21 protein-coding genes and 2 pseudogenes are annotated in these 19620 nt (G+C 70.8%); 11 read left to right on the top strand and 12 right to left on the bottom strand.

Annotated features, from left to right (window positions below; all coding sequences use genetic code 11):
• Positions 1 to 8: 8 nt before the first annotated feature.
• Entirely contained in the window at positions 9 to 1352 is a 1344-nt protein-coding gene (locus CLT71_RS15725; RefSeq protein WP_101367774.1) for an ABC transporter substrate-binding protein, read from the bottom strand.
• A 172-nt stretch (positions 1353 to 1524) separates the two neighbouring features.
• Positions 1525 to 2280, bottom strand: a complete 756-nt coding sequence (locus tag CLT71_RS15720) for an HD domain-containing protein (protein WP_101367773.1) — start codon at positions 2278 to 2280, stop codon at positions 1525 to 1527.
• Positions 2281 to 2408: 128 nt separating this feature from the next.
• Between CLT71_RS15720 and CLT71_RS15715 the strand changes: the two genes are divergently transcribed.
• Complete coding sequence (locus CLT71_RS15715; protein WP_486483282.1) at positions 2409 to 3182, top strand: M23 family metallopeptidase; 774 nt, start codon at positions 2409 to 2411, stop codon at positions 3180 to 3182.
• Positions 3183 to 3363: 181 nt separating this feature from the next.
• On the opposite strand, the gene CLT71_RS37485 is transcribed toward CLT71_RS15715, so the two are convergent.
• From CLT71_RS37485 to CLT71_RS15700, 4 genes and pseudogenes are all read right to left on the bottom strand, one after another.
• Positions 3364 to 3510 carry a GPGG-motif small membrane protein gene (locus tag CLT71_RS37485; protein ID WP_199187609.1) on the bottom strand — a complete coding sequence of 49 codons (147 nt, stop codon included), beginning with the start codon at positions 3508 to 3510 and terminating at the stop codon, positions 3364 to 3366.
• Positions 3511 to 3513: 3 nt separating this feature from the next.
• On the bottom strand, positions 3514 to 4287 hold the full coding sequence (locus CLT71_RS15710) for a metallophosphoesterase (RefSeq protein ID WP_101367771.1): 774 nt from the start codon (positions 4285 to 4287) through the stop codon (positions 3514 to 3516).
• A 13-nt stretch (positions 4288 to 4300) separates the two neighbouring features.
• Positions 4301 to 4576, bottom strand: a complete 276-nt coding sequence (locus tag CLT71_RS15705) for a hypothetical protein (protein ID WP_101367770.1) — start codon at positions 4574 to 4576, stop codon at positions 4301 to 4303.
• A gap of 65 nt (positions 4577 to 4641) precedes the next feature.
• Positions 4642 to 5214 (bottom strand): annotated as a pseudogene (locus tag CLT71_RS15700) (nucleotidyltransferase family protein); the annotation flags it as partial.
• Between the two features lie 246 nt (positions 5215 to 5460).
• Between CLT71_RS15700 and CLT71_RS15695 the strand changes: the two are divergent.
• A pseudogene (locus tag CLT71_RS15695) lies at positions 5461 to 6120 on the top strand (dTMP kinase); the annotation flags it as partial.
• Positions 6121 to 6430: 310 nt separating this feature from the next.
• On the opposite strand, the gene CLT71_RS15690 reads toward CLT71_RS15695, so the two are convergent.
• Positions 6431 to 7135, bottom strand: a complete 705-nt coding sequence (locus CLT71_RS15690) for an SDR family NAD(P)-dependent oxidoreductase (protein WP_101367768.1) — start codon at positions 7133 to 7135, stop codon at positions 6431 to 6433.
• Between the two features lie 406 nt (positions 7136 to 7541).
• Between CLT71_RS15690 and CLT71_RS15685 the strand changes: the two genes are divergently transcribed.
• The 6 genes from CLT71_RS15685 to CLT71_RS15660 all read left to right on the top strand — a co-directional run bounded on the left by CLT71_RS15685 (position 7542) and on the right by CLT71_RS15660 (position 12940).
• Positions 7542 to 8450 carry a MurR/RpiR family transcriptional regulator gene (locus CLT71_RS15685; RefSeq protein WP_101367767.1) on the top strand — a complete coding sequence of 303 codons (909 nt, stop codon included), beginning with the start codon at positions 7542 to 7544 and terminating at the stop codon, positions 8448 to 8450.
• Positions 8451 to 8744: 294 nt separating this feature from the next.
• Positions 8745 to 9644 (top strand): N-acetylmuramic acid 6-phosphate etherase, encoded by a 900-nt coding sequence (locus CLT71_RS15680; protein ID WP_101371481.1) that lies wholly within the window; start codon positions 8745 to 8747, stop codon positions 9642 to 9644.
• A 449-nt stretch (positions 9645 to 10093) separates the two neighbouring features.
• Positions 10094 to 11092, top strand: a complete 999-nt coding sequence (locus tag CLT71_RS15675; RefSeq protein WP_486483281.1) for a sigma-70 family RNA polymerase sigma factor — start codon at positions 10094 to 10096, stop codon at positions 11090 to 11092.
• Between the two features lie 306 nt (positions 11093 to 11398).
• On the top strand, positions 11399 to 12253 hold the full coding sequence (locus CLT71_RS15670; RefSeq protein WP_158242245.1) for a Scr1 family TA system antitoxin-like transcriptional regulator: 855 nt from the start codon (positions 11399 to 11401) through the stop codon (positions 12251 to 12253).
• A gap of 16 nt (positions 12254 to 12269) precedes the next feature.
• Positions 12270 to 12485, top strand: a complete 216-nt coding sequence (locus CLT71_RS15665) for a DUF397 domain-containing protein (protein WP_101367764.1) — start codon at positions 12270 to 12272, stop codon at positions 12483 to 12485.
• 116 nt (positions 12486 to 12601) lie between these two features.
• Positions 12602 to 12940: a hypothetical protein gene (locus tag CLT71_RS15660; RefSeq protein WP_101367763.1), complete on the top strand. Its 339-nt coding sequence runs from the start codon at positions 12602 to 12604 to the stop codon at positions 12938 to 12940.
• Positions 12941 to 12964: 24 nt separating this feature from the next.
• On the opposite strand, the gene CLT71_RS15655 is transcribed toward CLT71_RS15660, so the two are convergent.
• A complete protein-coding gene (locus CLT71_RS15655; protein WP_101367762.1) occupies positions 12965 to 13651 on the bottom strand; it encodes a hypothetical protein in 687 nt (228 codons plus the stop codon).
• Positions 13652 to 13873: 222 nt separating this feature from the next.
• Here CLT71_RS15655 and CLT71_RS15650 point away from each other — a divergent pair, with 222 nt between their 5' ends.
• The gene (locus CLT71_RS15650; protein WP_101367761.1) at positions 13874 to 14896 is read left to right on the top strand and encodes a D-alanine--D-alanine ligase family protein; all 1023 of its coding nucleotides are present in this window, start codon (positions 13874 to 13876) and stop codon (positions 14894 to 14896) included.
• A 33-nt stretch (positions 14897 to 14929) separates the two neighbouring features.
• Here CLT71_RS15650 and CLT71_RS15645 read toward each other — a convergent pair whose 3' ends face one another.
• The gene (locus tag CLT71_RS15645) at positions 14930 to 15892 is read right to left on the bottom strand and encodes a C40 family peptidase (RefSeq protein ID WP_101367760.1); all 963 of its coding nucleotides are present in this window, start codon (positions 15890 to 15892) and stop codon (positions 14930 to 14932) included.
• A 672-nt stretch (positions 15893 to 16564) separates the two neighbouring features.
• On the opposite strand from CLT71_RS15645, the gene CLT71_RS15640 reads away from it, so the two are divergent.
• Positions 16565 to 17104 carry a DUF6232 family protein gene (locus tag CLT71_RS15640; protein ID WP_486483280.1) on the top strand — a complete coding sequence of 180 codons (540 nt, stop codon included), beginning with the start codon at positions 16565 to 16567 and terminating at the stop codon, positions 17102 to 17104.
• Positions 17105 to 17168: 64 nt separating this feature from the next.
• On the opposite strand, the gene CLT71_RS15635 is transcribed toward CLT71_RS15640, so the two are convergent.
• Positions 17169 to 18035: a Scr1 family TA system antitoxin-like transcriptional regulator gene (locus CLT71_RS15635; RefSeq protein ID WP_101367759.1), complete on the bottom strand. Its 867-nt coding sequence runs from the start codon at positions 18033 to 18035 to the stop codon at positions 17169 to 17171.
• 313 nt (positions 18036 to 18348) lie between these two features.
• On the opposite strand from CLT71_RS15635, the gene CLT71_RS15630 reads away from it, so the two are divergent.
• Positions 18349 to 18534 carry a DUF397 domain-containing protein gene (locus tag CLT71_RS15630; protein ID WP_101367758.1) on the top strand — a complete coding sequence of 62 codons (186 nt, stop codon included), beginning with the start codon at positions 18349 to 18351 and terminating at the stop codon, positions 18532 to 18534.
• A 240-nt stretch (positions 18535 to 18774) separates the two neighbouring features.
• Here the strand turns inward: CLT71_RS15630 and CLT71_RS15625 are convergent, their stop codons facing one another.
• Positions 18775 to 19107: a DUF3817 domain-containing protein gene (locus CLT71_RS15625; protein ID WP_101367757.1), complete on the bottom strand. Its 333-nt coding sequence runs from the start codon at positions 19105 to 19107 to the stop codon at positions 18775 to 18777.
• 3 nt (positions 19108 to 19110) lie between these two features.
• Positions 19111 to 19533, bottom strand: coding sequence for a hypothetical protein (locus CLT71_RS15620; protein ID WP_101367756.1), 423 nt, complete (start codon positions 19531 to 19533; stop codon positions 19111 to 19113).
• Positions 19534 to 19620 lie beyond the last annotated feature (87 nt).

The following is a 19620-nucleotide window of genomic DNA, read 5'->3' as shown; positions in this document are numbered from 1 at the left end:
CAGGGGTGTCACTTCGGCCAGGAGCCTTCGACGAAGTCGAGGGTGCTCTTGGTGTCCTTGCCGTTGATCCAGTCGACCATGCCCTTCCAGAGGGTGCCGGAGCCGACCGCGGCGGGCATCAGGTCGGAGCCGTCGAACCGGAAGACGGCGCTCTTGTCGAGGAGTACCTCCATCGAGAGCTTGTCGACCGCCTGCTCGACCTTGCTGACGTCGAGCTTGTTGTTCGGCGTGATCCAGTTGCCCAGCGCCGCCCGCGAGTTGGCGTACTCGCCGGTCATCAGGTACTGCCGGACGGCCTGCACCGCCGGGCCGTCGGTGAAGGCCACGGTGAACTCGCCGCCGCCGAGCACCGGCTTGCCCTTGGCCGGGTCGACCGCCGGGAAGTAGAAGGCGTAGATGTCGCCGTCCGGGCCGATCTTGGTGCCCTCCGGCAGGTAGTTGGCGTAGAAGTTCGCCTGGCGGTGCATCGAGCACTGGCCCTGGAGGATCGGCAGGCCGCCCTCCTGGAACGGCGTGGTGGTCAGGCTCTTGACGTCACCGTAGCCACCGTTGACGTACTTCGGGTTCTTCAGGACCTGGCCGGCCTGGTCGACCGCCTGGAGCACCCGGGGGTCGTTGAACGGGATGGCGTGGCTGGTCCACTGGTCGTAGACCTCCGGCGGCTGGGTACGCAGCATCAGGTCCTCGATCCAGTCGGTCGCCGGCCACCCGGTGGCCTCGCCCGACTCCAGACCGACACACCAGGGCTTCTGGTTCGTCGCCGCGATCTTGTCGCTCAGATCCATCAGCTGCTGCCAGGTGGTCGGCACCTGGTAGCCCTTCTCGGCGAACGCCTTCGGCGAGTACCAGACGAAGGACTTCACGTTCGCGCCCAGCGGCGTGCCGTAGAGCTGGCCGCCGGCGGTGGCGTACTTGAGCCAGTCGGCCGGGTAGTTCGCCTCGGCCAGGCTCTTCTGCTCGGCCGTCATCGGCTTGAGCTTGTTTGCCTGGGCGAACCGGGCGAGCAGACCCGGCTGCGGGATGAAGGCCAGGTCGGGAGGATTGCCGCCGTCCACCTGGACCTGGAGCTGGGCCTCGAACTCGCCGCTGCCGTCGTAGTCGATCTCGATGCCGGTGCAGTCCTCGAACTGCTTCCACGACTGCCGGAGCAGGTCGGCCTCGGCGTCCCGGATCGAGGCGTAGATGGAGACGTTCTCGCCGTCGTGACCCTGGTAGGCCGAGTACGGAGCGCACTCCGCGGAGTCGGGGTCGAGCCCGCTGTCACTGTCGCCAGAACAGGCGGTGGCGCCGAGTGCCAAAGCCAACACACCGGCGATCGCGAGGGCCTGGCGTGGTCTGGACTGGACCGCCATGCAGTCCTCCTTTCGTGCCGGCGTGCCGGTTGCCTGTTGGCTACCGAGCCGGCCTGTGGGCGTCACCACATGTAAGCGCTTGCAGCCAGAAGCGTCCATACCCGGTGAGCCACGAGGCCGTAACGATTCGGAAACCTGGCAATTGCCGGGGTGCGGGAGCGGCGTCGTCCGGCTATTCGGCGGCCGGCGGTGCCGGGGCGGCCCCGGGCTCGTCGAGGATCGCGGCGAAGCGCTGCTCGGCGAGGTCGAGCTGGCCGAGGATGTGCGTCCGCGCCTCGGCGCCGAGCGGGGTGTCCGGCCGGGTGACCAGGTCGCGGAAGAGCGGCACCAGGGGGCGGTACTTCCGGGCCGAGCGGTGCACCTTGTCCCCGGTGGTGTGGATGACCCCCACCCCGTTGTCGGTGAAGTCGGACACCTTGATCACCCGGGCCCAGGGCTCCCGGTCCAGGCTCTCCGCCAGGTGCTCGCGGTACTGCTCGTCGCGGTCCCGCCCGGGGTCGTACTCCGGATTGGTGACCGCCGCGATCAACCGGGCTACCCGGGGGTTGAACCGCCGGGCCACCTCGGCCAGTGCCGCCTCGGTGGCGGCCGGCCCGGTCGTGCCGGCGGGCAGGCCGGCGAGTTCCGCCGGATGGTCCTCCACCGCGTCGTGCAGCAGTGCCGCGACGATCACGTCGACATCGGTCACCGAGTAGTAGCAGATGATCCGGACGGCCACCCGGAGCAGGTGGTTGAGGTAGGGCTCGCGTACCCGGCGGTCGTCGCGGTGCAGCGTGCCGGCGAGGTCCAGCGCCTCCGCCAGCCGGGCCCGTTCGGCCGGGGCGAAGCGCTCCGCCTCCAGCGCGAACCGGTCCCGTAGGCCGGGTTCGCCGTAGACCTCGGTCACGGCGTGCAGCGGCATGCTTCTCAGGTACGTCGGCGAGGCCATGTCGTCCAGGTATACCGGACCGGCGCATCGTCGCGTCGTCCCCGCGCCCGGCTCCGCTCTTCCGCTGGCTGGAGTTTCCTGCCACGATCCATTGGTACATGGAAAAGTTTTGCCATAAGGAGGTCGTCGTGCGCTTCCGCCTGTTCGCTTCCGTCGGTGCCGGCCTGCTGCTGGCCGCCGCGGTGCTGGTCCCGGCCTCGCCGGCCGCCGCCGCACCCACCTTCAAGGTGCCGTTCCCCTGCGGCCAGTCCTGGTCCGGGCAGACCCGGACCAACCACAGCCCGACAAACGCCATCGACTTCAACCGCACCGACGACCAGGGCGACCCGGTGGTGGCCAGCGCCCCCGGCACCGTCGACGTCGTCACCGACCTCGGCAACACCAGCTACGGCAAGTACGTCCGGATCAACCACGGCGGCGGGTACACCACCTACTACGCCCACCTGAGCAGCTTCAACACCGCCGTCGGGCGCAGCGTCGGCTACGGCACCGTGATCGGGTACGTCGGCAGCACCGGCGGGTCCACCGGCCCGCACCTGCACTACGAGCAGCGGCTGAACGGCTCCGCCATCCAGGTGCGGTTCAACGGCGCGCTGGCGCTCTACTGGGGCACCCGCACCTACACAAGCGACAACGCCTGCTCCGGTGCCGGATCCGGCACGGTGAACACCGCGGGCAGTCCGCTGACCGTCCGGTCCGGCCCCGGCACGAACTACGCCGCGGTCGGCACGGTCGCCGACGGGACCAGGGTGACGATCGGCTGCCAGACCACCGGTACGACGGTGACCGGCACCTACGGCACCAGCAACATCTGGGACCGGATCGGCAGCGGGCGGTTCATCTCCGACGCCTACGTGCTGACCGGTTACGACGGCTTCATCCCCGGCGTGCCCCGCTGCTGACGCCCCGGCCGCCGTCGGGCCGGACAGACGATGAGCCGGGGCCGCCGGCCCGGGTCGTCCAGGGGGAGCGGGAGACCCGGGTACGGCGACCCCGGCTTGCCTGTGGGGGTCTTTTTCCTGTTTGTGGTACGGGGTGTCTTCGGTGATCCGAGGCCGGCGCTGCGCCTACGACGGCCTGGGATCAACTGCTGAAGATGCTGACGCCGAAGGGTCCGACGATCAGCCCGACGACGATGAGCACAACACCCCAGAGGATCTGCCGCCGGAACAGTGCGAGCACGCCGGCGACCACCAGTACAACCGCGAGGATCCAGAGCAAGATTTCCATGGCTCAGGAAATACCCCCGGCGCTGATCGCGGAAACCTTACCCGCGGTGGCCCCCGCGAAGGGCGGGTGCAGGTGGAACACGCTGTACGCCTGCTTGATCACCGGGTGCGCGACGTTGCGGACCCGTACCCCGCCCGGGGTGGTGCCCCGCTCGCTGCCGGCGTGCGCGTGCCCGTGCAGCGCGAGTTCGGTGGGAGCGGAGTCGATCGCCTGACCGAGCAGGTACGAGCCGAGGAACGGATAGATCTCCAGCGGCTCCCCGGCCAGGGTGTCCGGCACCGGGGCGTAGTGGGTGAGCGCCACCCGTACGTCGCAGTCCATCTCGCGCAGTGCCTCGCCGAGTTGTTCGGCGATGTCGCTCGTGGTACGCACGAACGCCTTCATCTCCGGCTCGCCGAACTCGCTGGCGCACCGGCCGGCGAAGCCGCCGCCGAAGCCCTTCGCACCCGCGATGCCGAGCCGCGTCCCGGAACACTCCAGCACCACGTTGGTGCCCTCCAGCACCTGGATGCCGGCGTCCTCCAGCACCCGGATCACCGCCGGCACCTCGTCGCAGTGGTGGTCGTGGTTGCCGAGCACCGCGAGCACCGGTATCCCGAGTTTGCCGAACTCGGTCGCCACACAGCGGGCCTCGGACTCGGTGCCGTGCCGGGTCAGGTCACCGGCGAGCAGCAGCACGTCGGCGCGCTCCGGCAACTCCTCCAGGGCGGGCCGGAACCGCCCGACCACGTCCTGGTCCATGTGCACGTCGCCGACCGCGGCGATCCGGATCACCATGTCGTCGCCTCCCTCACCGCAGCTCCTCCACCTCGGTCGGGGCCTGGGCGCGGATGAGTCCGATGTCGACGGTCACCGGCACCTCGGGAAAGTGCTCCAGCACCAGGCGGAGGATCTCCTCGCGGCGCTGCGCGCTCTCCACCTCGCCGCAGAGCACCACGGAGTGGTCCCGACGGCTCACCGTGATGCCCTGCTCGGCGATCTCGGTGCGTTCGGTGAGCAGGCGCTGGATCGCCGCCTCCAGATAGTCGTCCGGCGGCTCGTTGCCCGCCGTGCCGCGCTGGTTCATGTCGCCACCTCGCTCCGCTCGTCCATGCCGGTCATCCCCCTGTCCGCGCCGACCCGCGAGTACGGCCGCTCACCGCCGCTCGGCGAGTAGGGCACCACGTCCAACCGGTCCAGCAGCACCAGGAACGCCTCGGCGTACGGGGAGTGCGCCGTCTCCTTGCGTACCCGGTCCCAGTCGATCTGCTCCCGCAGCGAGCGGGCGAGTGGCAGGCCGCGGGCGAAGTCGCAGTAGTGCTGGGAGAAGCTGAGCAGCTTGTGCATCATCAGGGTGGTGGCCGACAGCACCGGCATGTGGATGGCGTCGACCGGGCGCACCACGGTGTCCCGGAACGTCTCGTCGGTGACCGGGGTCTCGATCGGGCGATGGATCAGGTCCACCATCCGGTCGTTGTCCCAGACCTTCACCAGCCAGTCCTCCGGGGGGCGTTCGGCGGTGAAGCCGACCTCGACGAGCGCCTCCAGGGCGCTATCGACGTCCTGCTCCCGGATGAGGAAGTCGACATCGTGGTCGCTGGAGTGGCCGCCGTGCGCGTACACCGCGAAGCTGCCGCCCAGCGCGAAGGGGATCTCGGACTGCTTCAGGACGGCGGCGACCCGCTTGAGGGTGGCAAGGAGGGTCTCGTCGCCGTTGTGATCCATCGGTTCTCCCGGGTCAATGGCCCTTGGGCATCTGGTCAATGGGGTGGAGATTTACCGGTACCCGGCACTTCGTTCCTTCACACCTGGGCCGGGTACCGGTGACGGCACCCCGCCCCGGAACCGGACGTACCGGCACGTACCGGCCGCCAGTCCCTTGCTGGGAGAGCCGCCCGTTACGCCCCGGAGGGCGGCAGCGCGGACGCTGGCGGCTTTGCCGGGCCGGGGGGCTGCGGGCGCCGGGTACCGTTGCTGAGCGTGGCCCGAACTCTGCTCCAGCGGCGGCACGGGGGGCGGCTGCGGGCCGTGGCCCTGGTCGGGATCGACGGCTCCGGCAAGACGACTCAGGCGCACCGGCTCGCGCAGGCGTTGACCGCGAGCGGCATTCCGGCGACGTACTGGCAGAACGCGGGCGGTCGGCGATGGTTCGGCCGGCTGGCCCGCAAATTGGGCCGGCGGGACGCCCAGCGCCTGTTGGGTCGCAACGGGATGCTGCTGGCCGAGTCGGTGCTGCGTTGGCTGGCGATCGCGCGGGCACTGCTGCGGTCCCGACTCCACCGCCGGGTCGCCGTGATGGACCGCTATTCGGTGTGCCAGTACGCCAGCATCCGGGCGCACGGTGGTGGACGCCGATGGGAGAGCCTCGCCCGGTTGCTGTACCGGATCTTCCCGCCGCCGGACATCACCTTCCTGCTCGCCGTGGACCCGGGTGAGGCGTACCGGCGGATCGAGGTCCGGGGCACCGACCACGAGAACATCGACTACCTGGCGGCCGGCGTGGCGGCGTACCCGTCGCTGCCGGAGTCCGCCACGTTCGTGGTGGTGGACGCCAACCGCTCGCCGGACGAGGTGACCCGGGCGATCCAGGCCGCGGTGCGGGCCTGGCTGCCGGGGGACCGCCCGCTGCCCGGGTTTGGCACCGGCGCGCCGGACCCGTCCGGCGGACCCCACCTCGTCCCGGCCGTCCCGCACTCCGCGCCCGCCGACCCGGATCAGCCGGATCCGGCCGTCCCGCACTCCGCGCCCCCCGACTCGGGTCCGCCGGATCCGCTCGTCCCGGGCTCGGCGCCTGCCGCGCCGGGCCAGCCGGATCCGGCCGGCCGGTGGCCCGGACCGGACGAGCCGGGGCTGGCGGGCGAGCCGGACAAGCCGGGGAAGGCTGGCGAGCCGGGGCAGGTGGGCGAGCCGGGCGAGGCGGAGCCGGTCCGGGCCGGGTCGGTCAGGCCCGGCCGTACACCGGTATCGTCGCGCCGCTCGTCGGCGCCGACTCGGCACTGGCCAGGAAGTGGATCACCCCGGCGATCTCCGCCGGCGCCACCCAGCGGGAGTGGTCCGCGTTGGGCTGCGCCGCGCGGTTGGCCGGCGTGTCGATGACGCTGGGCAGCACCGTGTTGCAGCGCACCCCCGCCTGCCGGTACTCGACGGCGACCGCCGAGGCGAAGGCGAGTACCGCCGCCTTCGCGGTGACGTAGCCGGCGGCGCCGGGGAAGGGGGCGACCGCGGCCCGGGAGGAGACGCAGACCACCGACCCGCCGCCGGCCTCCAGCAGGTGCGGCAGTGCGCTCCGGGTGACCAGGTAGGTCGGGCGGAGGTTGCGGCTGATCATCTCTTCGAAGTCGTCGACCGGGGTCTCGTGCACCAGGCCGTTGGCGGCGTACCCGCCGGCCAGGTTCACCACCGCGCGCAACGGCGCCCCGGCGTCCCCGCCGGCCACCTCGACCGCCCGGGTGACCTGCTCCGGGTCGGTGAGGTCCGCCGCGACGCGCAGCACCCCGCCGCCCGCCTCGCCGGGTACCCCGAGGGTCGTACCGTCGTCCGGCCGTACGGGTACCACCACCCGCCACCCGGACGCGACGAAGGCGGTGGTGACCGCCCCGCCGAGCCCGCCCGCTCCGCCGCTGATCAGTACAGTCCGTTCCGCCATGCCTGCCACGCTATCGGCAGCGGCTGGCGTGGCGCCGGCACACCGCCCGGGTCGCCCCGGCACCCCTCCGGCCGGCCGGACGGGTCCTGTTTGGACGGTCGCTGCCGCTTCGGCGGCCACGCTCCGCGTCGGCGGCACCATGGGCCGGGCAGCCCGGCCACCGGGCTCCGGGACCTCCGTTTTCGACCCGCCGACGGGACCGGTCCGGTAGCCTATCGATCGATGACAATTCATCCGGACGCCGTCCGGTGTTGCGGGCTCGGCCACCCCGCCGGGCCGAAGGTGTGGCGGGAATGGCACGCTCGGCTGGGCTGACCGGCCGCAATTTCCCACTGATTGGGCGTAGTTTCGCAGGTATAGCGCGTCATGGTTGACGCTCCCGGCATCGTGAAAGTAAGTTTCATCCGTGGTGAAGACTGCGAAGGTTTCTGCGAGTCACGAGACAGGCGGGCTGATCGTCCATATCAGCGGCCTCCTCCCGTCGCTGTCGCCGGCCGAACAACGGGTGGCCAGGCTCGTCGTGGCGGATCCCGCGGATGCCGCTCGCCGGACCATCACAGACCTCGCGACCGCCGCCGAAACCTCCGAGGCCACCGTGATCCGGTTCTGCCGGTCCGTCGGCATGGACGGCTACCCGCAACTGCGGATCAGGCTCGCCGCCGAGGCCGCCCGCCGGGTGGAGCCACCGGACGCCCGGGTCGTCGGCGGCGACATCCCACCCGGCGCCGACCTGGCGCAGATCATCGCGACGATCGCCTTCAGCGACGCCCGGGCGGTCGAGGAGACCGCCGAACAGCTCGACGCGGCAGTCTGCGAGCAGGTGGTCGAGGCGATCAGCGGCGCCGGCCGGATCGAGATCTACGGTGCCGGGGCGAGCGGCTTCGTCGCCTCCGACTTCCAGCAGAAACTGCACCGGATCGGCCGGACCGCCTTCTACTTCCCGGACGTGCACACCGCGCTCACCTCGGCGGCCCTGCTCGGCAAGGGTGACGTGGCGATGGGCATCTCGCACACCGGCACCACCCTGGACGCGGTCGAGGTGCTGGAGCAGGCGCGGGCCCGGGGGGCGACCACCGTCGCGCTCACCAACTTCCCCCGGTCGCCGATCACCGAGGTCGCCGATCACGTGCTCACCACGGCGGCGCGGGAGACGACGTACCGGTCCGGCGCGATGGCCAGCCGGCTCGCCCAGTTGACGGTGGTCGACTGCCTCTTCGTCGGGGTAGCCGCGCGCAACCGGGCCAAGGCCAAGAAGGCACTGGAGGTCACCGCCGAGGCGGTGCAGCCGCACCGGGTCAAGGGGAGACGGGCATGAGAAGCGGATGGCCCCGCCGGGCCGGCGCGATGGTGCCGCGAGGCGTCGTCGCGTACGGCGAGGCGGCGACGAGATGAGCGACGGGCTCGGCGATGACCGGGATGCTGGGGGGCGGAAATGACGGCCGGACGGGTCGAGCCCGGTGCACCACCTACCACCCCGCGTCCGGACCCGAACGCGGGGTCCTCTTACCAGCCGCAGTCGGGTTATCCGGCGGACGGCACGGTCGCGCGGGCCGGGAATGCCGGCGCGGTCGGGGGTACCGCCGACGGGCGGGGGCGGGACCCGCGTGTGATGGTCCGGGTCAGTGCCCCGACCGAGCTGCGCAACCCGCGCAGTCTCGACCTCGACCTGATGTCCGTCCGCGACGTCCTGCGGGTGATAAACGACGACGACCGGCGGGTGCCGGCCGCGGTGACGAAGGTGCTGGACGAGATCGCCGTCGCGGTCGAGCTGGCCGTGACGGCACTGCGGGCCGGCCGCCGGGTGCACTACTTCGGCGCGGGCACCTCGGGCCGGCTCGGTGTGCTCGACGCCGCCGAGCTGGCGCCCACCTTCAACGCTCCGGACCGCTGGTTCTGCGCACACCTCGCGGGTGGGCCGGACGCGATGTGGCGGGCCGTCGAGGACGCCGAGGACAACGCGCCAGGCGGTGCCGAGGAGGCGCGCGGCTGCGTACGCCCGGGTGACCTGGTGGTCGGACTTGCCGCCAGCGGGCGTACCCCGTACGTGCTCGGGGCACTGGGCGCGGCGACCGACCTGGGCGCCGACACCGTGATGATCTGTGCCGACCCGAACGCCGCGGCGGCGCGGTCGGTGACGGTCTTCATAGGGGTCGAGACCGGTCCCGAGGTGGTTACCGGTTCGACCCGGATGAAGGCCGCGACCGCCCAGAAACTGGTGCTGAACGGGTTTTCCACCGCCGTGATGGTGCGGCTGGGGCGGGTCTACTCAAACCTGATGATCGATATGGTCGCGACCAACGCGAAACTGCGGGGACGCATGATCTCGATCCTCGTGGAGGCGACGGGTTGCCCCGAGGAGGTCGCACAGCGCGCGCTGACCGAGGCCGACGGTGACCTGAAGGCGGCCCTGGTGTCGCTGCTGTCCGGTGCGGCCGTCGCCGACGCCCGAGCCGCGCTGGACCGCTCGGCGAACCAGGTACGCGGCGCGATAGCCCTGCTCGCCGGCTGACCCCCACCGCCCCGCTCGACCGGGTCCCGCAGCGTCGCCGGGCCCGGTCCGCAGGACCCGGGACTATCCCCGGGCCCCGGATTGTTGCGCAGGCGGAGGGGTAACCCTGGGGCGGCGGGATGAACCGATCGGCCGCGCCGTGCGTGTATCGAAGCGTGACGAGCATCGCAGCGATCTGGTGACGTGGATCGCTGTGCGTCGTTGTCTGGTGATGATGCGATAACGGGTGCAGAGCCGTCGCAAGGCCCCGTAGCTGCGCTGTCTCCGGCTCCGACATGCCCCGATCGGGACGACTGACAGCAAACGTCGATCGTGCTTTCAGCAACTACTCAGGCATTCGTGACACTTTCGACTCACCAGATGGAATCCCCAACGCGTCTCAACTGTTGTGTAGGTGTCAGCACCGCGGGGCACAGCGGAAGTTACGGGGAGGGCTGATGAACGTGGGGATGGCAGGAGCAGGAACCCGGGCCACCGGGAGGAACGACGAGGGGACCGTGGGGAACGTGGAGAAGAAGATCGTGATGCGGACCGACGAGGTCGCCGAGGAGCGCGACCTGGTCGGCGTGTACCTGCACGAGATCTCCCGCACACCGCTGCTCGACGCCGCCGCCGAGGTCGACCTCTCCAAGGCCATCGAGGCTGGCCTCTACGCTGAGCACCTGATCGACTCCGACAAGCTTCCGGTCGGCGTCAGCCGTGCCGAGCTGGAGCGGCTGGTGGTCGAGGGGGAGCGGGCGAAGGACCTCTTCATCCGGGCCAACCTCCGGCTGGTCGTCTCCATCGCCCGCCGGTACGTGCGCTCCGGGATGCCGATGCTGGACCTGATCCAGGAGGGCAACACCGGTCTGGTCCGGGCGGTCGAGAAGTTCGACTACGAGCGGGGCTACAAGTTCTCGACGTACGCGACCTGGTGGATCCGGCAGGCGATCAGCCGGGCCATCGCGCAGCAGGAGCGCACCGTACGGCTGCCCGTACACCTGGTCGAGGACGTCAACCGGATGCGTAACGTGGCCCGCCAGCTCACCCGTGAGCTGGGTACCGACCCGGAGCCGGAGCAGATCGCGGCGGCCCTGGGCGTACCGGTGGAGCGGGTGCACGAGCTGGTCCGCTGGTCGCAGGACACCGTCTCCCTGGACACCCCGGTCGGCGACGACGGCGACACCAACCTCGGTGACCTGGTCGCCGACAGCGACGCACCGTCGCCGGAGGAGATCGTCCTCACCGGCCTGGAGCGGCAGCGCATCGAAGGGCTGCTGAACCACCTCGACGACCGGTCGGCCGGCATCATGCGGGCCCGGTACGGCCTGGAGGACGGTCGGGAGCACTCGCTGACCGAGGTCGCCTCCCGGTTCTCGCTCTCCCGGGAGCGGATCCGGCAGCTGGAGATCCAGGCACTGGGCCGGCTGCGCGAGCTGGCCCGGGCCGAAGGGCTCCAGGCGGCCTGAGTAGGCAGGGCTGCCCGCTCCGGCACGGCGCCGGGCGGCGGCCACTTCGACAGACCGGTGAGCGGCCGGCGTCCCCCGGGGCGCCGGCCGCTTCCCCGTCGCTGGCTGCCGGGTGCCGAACCCTGGCCGCCGGTTGCCGGACGTCGCATCCCCCGGGTGGCGGATCGGGTGCCTGCGCGGCGCGGTGGGGCATCGAGCATTAGGGTGGCCGGCACCAGGACAGTGAGTTCCGCTCGCGTCGCAGGGGAGTGCCGTCGCCGGCCCGGCCGGCGCGCCCGTGCCGACGGAGCGATCGGGGAGGACTCCGTGCCGATCAGTCCGACCGCCCGGCGTCGCCGGCTCGGCATCGAACTGCGCCGCCTGCGCGAACGGGAGCAGCTCACCCTGCTTCAGGTGGCGCAACGGATGAAGTGTTCCGATGCCAAGATCTCCCGGATCGAGGCGGGCAAGCACTCGACCCGGACCCGTGACGTCCTCGCGCTGCTCGACATCTACCGGGTGGCCGACGAACGTACCCGCGAGGTGCTGGCGACCCTGGCGAAGCAGTCGACCCAGCGCGGCTGGTGGGTCACCTACGGCGGCGCGATCCCGGACTGGTTCGAGGTGTACGTCGGGCTGGAGTCCGAGGCGACCGAGATCCGTACCGTGGAGACCCACCTGGTGCCCGGCCTGTTGCAGACCGAGGCGTACGCCACCGCGCTGATCCGGGCCACCCAGCCGCTGGCGCCGGCCGAGGAGTTGACCCGTCAGGTCGAACTCCGGCTGGCCCGCCAGCGGCGGCTGCACGAGCACGACCCGATGCGACTGCGGGTGGTGCTCGGCGAGGCGGTACTGCGGTGCCGGGTCGGGGACGCGGCGGTGATGCGCGACCAGCTCGGCCACCTGGCGCTGCTGGCCGAGCGATCCCATGTCGAGCTGCGGGTGGTCCGGTTCGACAGTCCGGCGTACACCGCCTTCGGCCGGCCGTTCGCCATTCTCGGCTTTCCCGAGCCCACTGATCCGGGCCTCGTCTACACCGAACACCGAACGGGCGCGCTCTATATCGACGAGCCTGCCCAGATCGCCTCGTTCGTGCTTGCCTTCGACCACCTGGTTGCGGCAGCGTTGTCGCGGAAAGAATCGGCGCGGCTGCTCAGTGAGACGGCGGCCTTCTGGGCGTGAGGGAGGGCCGGACGGGATGCGGCCGGACGAAAGCATGCTGACCTGGCGAAAGAGCAGTCGATCTGGCGGCGAGGGCGGCAACTGTGTCGAGGTGGCCCGGTCCGGCACCGGCGTCGCCGTACGTGACTCGAAGGACACCGAGGGCCCCGTGCTCCGGTTCGTGCCGACCGCCTGGGTGGCCTTCCTCACCGGCCTCGGTCCGGACCGGCGGGGACGAGCGGGGCGAGGGTAGCCCGAATCCGTTGGCCACCGTCCGGTCACGGCGGACTCCCGCTTGATCGTGCCCGATAACCTCTGTCCCGTCGCGTGAGGGATGGAGGCACCGTGTCCGCGGAAGCTGTCAGATTTGTGCTCACCCAGATCGTCGGGCATGCACCAGTCCTGCTGGTGCTGGTGGTCGGTGTCATCCTGGTGGTGGCCCGTGGCGATCGGCTCTCCCGCATGGCCCGGGGACTTGCCGTCGCGGGTTGCGGCGTGACCCTGATCGGAATCATCGCCACCGTGGCCTGGCTGGCGTCAATTCCCACGCTGCTCGACGATGACCGTTCCTCGGAGGAGTTCGGCATGATCAGCGCGGGCGTCGCCATTGTGCTGAACACCATCCAGGCCGTCGGTCTGGGGCTGCTGCTCGGCGGCGTACTGGCTGGCGGCGTCCGGCACCGGTCACGGACGGTCGATTTCTCGTGAGGTCGCCCCGGTTTCCGGGCGGGCTCAGCCGTCGAAGCGGGCGATCAGGTCGCCGATCCGTGCCGTCGGCTGGGCGTCGCAGAGCTGGTCCACTGCCGTCATCACCAGCGGACTGTCCACTCCGGAGACTCCCTTGGCCAGCCCGATCCGCCGGATCGCCGCGACCCGCTCCTCCGGTGGGGCCTGCTGGTATTCCTCGCAGCTCGAGTCGGCGGTGAGCCCGCCGGCGCCGTCGAGCCCGTCGAGCACCGCGCGGACGCCCAGGCCGCCCACCACGAGCAGCAGCACGACCGCGCCGAGCGCGATCCAGGGACCGTAGCGGCGCGGCCGTCGACCACTGTCCGATCCGGGTACGGCGTCAGGCTCCCGGGTCTGCGACCGCGTCACTGCGGCGGTAGCCGTCCGATCCGCCGGGACCCGCCCACCGGTCGCTGCCGGCAGGGAGTCGACGGCGGCGGCCAGCTCGGCGGCGTACCCGGGATCCTCGGTCGCCGCGGTGCTCAGCAGGCGCCTGGCCAGCGAGTTGTTCCGGGGTTCCCGGACCAGCTCGGCCAGCGCCTCGGCCTCGTCGAGGGCGCGCAGGCGCTCCGCCACCAGCTCGTAGAGCCGCCCGGTCGGGCCGGAACCACCTGCCGAGGCGGCCTCGGGCAGGTGCGGGGCGAGGCGGTCGAGCACCACAGCGGCGAGCTTCCTGGCCTCCGACGGAGTCATCCCGGCAGGTTAGCGTCCGGCCGCGCCAGGCGTCGGCGCGGGCGCCACCGGCCGGCGTCGAGGCGAGCCTGGTTGGCACATGGTCGAACGGTTCTCGCACCTCGCCTTCACGAAAACCGCACAGAAAGCTCCTAGTCTCGCGCAACGTGATCAGACTTGGCGGAGCGTGGCACGGCGACCCGCCGGTGCGGGCCGAGCTGAGCAGCGGACGGGAGCGGGTCGGTGTCTGAGTCGCCGATCACGGTCGCGGTCCTCTCCGGCGGGCGCGGCGGCGAACACCGGGTCTCCCGGCGGTCGGCGGCGAGCGTGCTGGCGAACCTGGACCGGTCACGCTACCGACCGGAGCCCGTACTGATCAGCCGTACCGGGCAGTGGGTCTTCGGCACGGGTACCCCGGTCAGCGTTCTTGAGGCGGTCGAGCGGCTGCGTACGGCTGACGTGATCTTTCCGGCCCTGCACGGCCCGTACGGCGAGGACGGCACCCTCCAGGCGGTGCTGGAACTGACCGGCGTGCCGTACGTCGGCAACGGCGTACTGGCCAGCGCCGCCGGGATGGACAGGGAGTTCGCCAAGAAGCTGCTCGCCGCCGAGGGGATCCCGGTCGCCGACGCGGTGGTCTCCCGGCCGACCGATCCGGGGGGCGTGCTGCCGCAGGCGGAGTTGCGCCGGCTCGGCCTGCCGGTCTTCGTCAAGCCCGCCCGGGCCGGCTCCCGCCTCGGGGTGACCCGGGTGACCGAGTGGGCCGACCTGCCGGCGGCGCTGGAGTGGGCCCGGTCGAGCGACCCGAAGGTGCTCGTCGAGGCGGCGGTACCCGGCCGGGAGATCGACCTCGCGGTGCTCGAACGCCCGGACGGCCGCCTGGAGGTCGGTCCGCCGCTGGAGGTCCGGGCCACCGGGGACCGGTCCTCCTCCTCCGATCACGGGGCCAGGTACGACGACCTCCACGACGACAGGCACGACGACCTCCCGGGCACGGACTTCGAGGTCCCGGCCCGGCTGGACGACGCGGTGACCGCCGAACTCTCCGACCTTGCGGTGCGGGCGTTCCGGGCGCTCGGCTGCGCCGGACTGGCCCGGATCGACTTCTTCCTCCGCGACGGTGTGCGCCCGGTGCTGAACGAGGTCAACACCTTCCCCGGCTTCACCCCGGTGTCGCAGTACCCCCGGATCTGGCAGGTCGCCGGGATGGACTACCCGGAACTGCTGGACGTGCTGGTCCACAACGCGCTCGCGCGCCGGAGGTGACCCCCTCCGGTGCGCGAGCGAAACTGGGCGAGGCTAGCGGACGCGTCCGTAGCCGTACGGGCTCATCATGTCCACGTCGGCCAGCTTGACGCTCTCGCCGGCCCGGGGCGCGTGGATCACCTTGCCGCTGCCCACGAAGAGCGCCACGTGGCCGAGTCCACTGTAGAAGACGAGATCACCGGGTTTCAGCTCACCACGACTGATCTTCGCCACCTTGTCCCACTGCATCGCGGCGTTGTGCGGCAGGGACTTGCCGGCGGCCCGCCAGGCGGCCAGGGTCAGGCCTGAGCAGTCGTAGCCGTTCGGTCCCTCGGCCGCCCAGACGTACGGCTTGCCGATCGCGCCGTAGGCGTACCTGACGGCGACGCCGGCCTTGCCGGAGACGGCCGGGACACTGCCGGTGTACCTGCTGCCGGAGGAGGTCGCCGACCCGTACGCCTCGCGGCGCATCTCGTAGAGCTTGGCCAGCTCGCCCTCGATCCGCTTCTTGCCGGTTTCCAGCTGCTTCGCCTGGGCGGTCTGCCGGGCCAGCGTGGCGTCGAGTCGGGCCTTCTCCTCGGCGTACTGGCGCTGCGTCGCCTCGAAGCCCGCGATCTGCCGGTCCCGGTCCCGGGCCAACCGGTCCAGGGCGCTGAGCCGGCTCACCAGGCTGTTGCTCTCGCCCGGGTTCAACAGCGCGCTCGCCGTGCTCAGCCCGCCCAGCTTGTACGCCTGGTTGGCGAGCTCGGCCACCTCGGCCCGGCTCTGGTCCGCCTGCTGTTGCAGGGGCCCGATTCGGGCGCTCAGCGTCGCCGCAGCGGCCCTGCTCTCCTTGATCTCCTCGTTGAGCCTGTTGTACGACTCGACGACCTTCTCCAGTTCGGCTGAGGCCTTGTTGATCCGCTGCGTGAGTTCGCCGACCGAGGGTTCGGCCCGGGCCGCCGGCATCGGGGCGAGCAGTGCCGCCGAGAGGCCGGCCGCGACGAGGGTACGCAGCAGGATCCGCACCGAAGACAACGTGTGCAGAACCCTTCTTCGTGCGCCACCGCGATCAGGCGGGTGGCGGTCGTGCGCCACCGCGACCGTGCCTGCGGCGACACCGGACCGGCGCCACCCGGGGGGATGACTGACGACCGGGCCCAGCCGGTTCAACGTAGCCCGGGGGCGGGATTACCGACAGTGGTGGGCGGGTGAGATGCGGCAGTGGCGAGTGATAACCCGAATGTCTTGATCACCGAGCGTGCCGCGGGCCGTTCCGCCCGTGATGTCGAGCGGTGGCGGGCGGCTTCTCCGGCCACTCTCCGGTCCTTCGCCCGATAGGTCGCTCTTGGCGGATGGCGGCTCCGGCTGAGTAAGGGCAAAACACCACGGATCCGGGCACAGGGCAACGGGAAGCCTTGCTGCCGCCTGGAAATGTGCCAGGTGGCTGTCTGCGTACCTTCGACTTGCTGGTGTGCCCTTCGCACAATGAGATGCGGGAGCCGACAGGCTCTCCAGGGGTCCGGCACAGCAGCACACGGCGTAGTCGCCAGCAGGGGGGCCGAGGTCGCTTCCAGTGAACCAGCCGTAGTCCCGGGCGGCCGCCGCGCCCCCGATCACCGGCAAGACGATCGGCATCCGGCTGCCACCAGATGCCGATCTGTACGAACCATCCGCACAATCCCGCCTCAGGAGCCGTTGGAGGCAAGAATGGAGCCTACTCGCCCCCAGGTCCACCTGCCAGACGCGTCATTCGAGGTATCTGGACTGTCCCGTCCCCGCCCCGTCGACATCTACCGGGCACCCGGCGTACGGATCACCAACGAGGCGTTCGTCGTCGCCGGCCGCAAGTTCACGATCTCCGAACTCACCCACCTACAGACCGCCCGTGGGCCACACGACCGGCTGACGCTGCGCGCGGTGCTGGTCACCGCCGCGGTACTCGTCGGCATCGGGGTCGCGCTGGGCTACACCGGTGACCTCCACCGGCTCCCCGCCACCACCTACGCCGGGCTCGGGCTCGCCGCCTTCGTGCCTGTCGGTCTCGCCCTGGTGGGCCACCGGTGGCGACCGCCGGCGTACGAACTGTGGGGAAAGTACCGGGGCGAGACGGTGCTGCTGTTCAGCTCCGACCACGAGCGGCAGTTCGGTCAGGTGACCCGGGCACTGATCCGCGCCCGGGAAGCCGCCCGGCTGGGCGGGTTGGCGTACCCGCCGGCCTCGGACACCCCCTACGAGCCGATGTCGTAACCGCGATCGAGGAGCGCTCCGCCGGACCTTCGACGGCTCCGGCGGAGCGCTTCTCGGCGGCCGGTCAGCCGGCCAGGTTGGCGGCGATCTCCGAGATCCGGCGCAGGGACTCGGCCGGGCTCAGGGCCGCCTCGCGGAGCCCGTTGAAGGTTCGCAGGTGCGCGGTCACCGCGTCGGGATCGTCGAGTACGTCCTCCAGCCCGGTGCTCTCCAGATAGACCACGTCGGCGTCCTCCCCGCCGGCGAAGCGGACGATCACGAACTGGCCGAGCGGGGTGTAGACGGTCGAGGTGAACGGCAGCACCTGGACGGTGATCCGGCCGGATTCGGCGAGGCGGACCAGATGCAGGAGTTGTTCCCGGATGACCGCCGGTCCACCGGTCTGCCGGTGCAGCGCCGCTTCGTCGAAGACCACGACGATGTTCGGCGGATCGGGCCGACCGAGCATTTCCTGCTGGCGGCGTAGCCGTAGCGCGACGGAAGCCTGTGCCTCCTCCGGATCGTCCAGTTTCGGAATTGCCGTCTGGAGGACCGCCTGCGCGTACGCCTGCGTCTGGAGCAGTCCCGGCATCCCGACGGACTGGTAGAAATAGAGTTCGGAAGACTCCGCCTCCAGCCCGATGTACGAATAATAGGCGGGTCGCAGTGCGTCACGATATTGCGACCACCAGGTGCGTTGCCGGGAGACCCGGGCCAGTTGCACGAGTTCATCGACCTGATCGGGATCGCGCACCTGATAGTAATTGAGCAATGCCTTGACGTCATTTGTCGATATCGAGACGTATCCCGCCTCTATCCGGATGAGCTTGGACAGCGACCAGTCCATCGCGAGCGCCACCTGCTCCTGGGTGAACCCGGCGGCTTCCCTGGCCCGCCGGATCGCCGAACGGAGCTTGCGGCGACCCACGGTCGGGCCGTACGCCGTAGTCATTGGGAACGCTCCCTTCAAACGGCGCCCCGGGCGGCCGAGCGAGGGTCGATCCGGCTCATTTCTGATCCCGGCAACCTGCCACCTGGCTACCGGCTACCTACCAGATGGCCAGACTTTTGTGCAGGCTACACGGGCCCGCCCCGTTCCACCAGCGTGCCTGCTTGCCGCGACCGCGTCATCACCGGTTGTGTCCATTGTCGACCCCGACATCATAATCGCGGATATTCCGGGCTGTGCGGAATGGGGAGTGACGGGTAGCCTCTGTCCGTTGTCGCGGCATCTGCCGCAACAGTATTAGTGCCGGGGAGGGCGCATGTCACAGACTGGTTCCGCCGAGCTCGTCTGGCGGAAGAGCACTCGATGCGAATCGCAGCATTGTGTCGAGGTGGCTCAGGTCGCCGGCGGTACCGCCGTCCGCGACTCGGTCGATCCGGAGCCGTCGCTGCTGTTCGACACGGCGGCCTGGCGGGCATTCGTCGACGGGCTCCGTAACGCGTGAAAGCCGATCCGGCAGCGTGATTCATTCACGTTCCGGTCCAACCGGCGCTGCCGATCACGGGGTTTGACCTCGTATATCGCGAGATATTCAAATGAACGAACGGCCTGGCGACGAGCGGGGCGGCTCGCGACCGGCGGCCGGCGGCGGTTCAGCCGGCTACCGGTCGCCCCCTCGGCAGCGATCCGGCCGGCCACCGGCTCAGCGCCGGCCACCGGCTCAGCCGGCCAACCCGGCTCCGGTTCAGCCGGCCACCGGCTCTGACTCAGCCGGCTCCGGCTCCGGCTCGCGTACCTGCCGGGTGACCGCCCGCTCGGCGACGAACGAGACGAACGGGATCGTCCCGGCGAGCATGACCAGCACCATCCGGCCCAGCGGCCAGCGCGCCCGGCGACCCAGGTCGAAGGTGGCGACCAGGTACACCATGTAGAGGAAGCCGTGTGCCGGGCCGATCGTCTCGACGACGATCGGATCGTCCCAGAGGTACTTGAGCGGCATGCCCACCACGACGAGCGCGATCAACACGACGCCGACGACGTAAGCGACCACACGGTAGCGGGTCAGGGCAGCGCCCACGGTTCATCCTTCCTGCTGCCGGCCCAGGCCGGGATAGTCGACGGGCCGGGCGCCTGGGTTGGCGTTCAGCCACGCGAGGTAGTGGTTGTATTCGGTCAGCGCCGGGTCCTCCGGCCCCTCGACGGCCAGCCGTGGCCGGGCCGTGCGCACCGGTCGGCGTACCCCCGGGGTGCTCGGCCGGGCCGGCGGCGGTGCCGACTCGGCCTCGGGGGGTCGGCCACCGCGCAGCGTGTAACGGGCCTCACGCACCCAGAGGAAGACGACGAACCCGGCGAAGATCGGCCACTCGAAGGCGTACGCCCAGCTCAGGGTGTTGCCCGCCAGCGCCCGGCTGATCTGCCACCAGCCGAGGGCCAGGAAGCCGACGACAACCGCGACGGTGAACACGTGACGCAGGATCCACGCCGGTGTACACAGCCGTTTCATGCCCCCGAGCGTACCGGGCCGGTCGGTTCCGTCTCCGACACGGCGTCGTAGTGTCGCCACGCCGGTCCGGGTTTGGCGGTACCCGGT

Source organism: Plantactinospora sp. CNZ320 (assembly GCF_002846275.1).
Note: the sequence above shows the minus strand (reverse complement) of the source record. Positions and strands in the feature narration are given on the sequence as shown.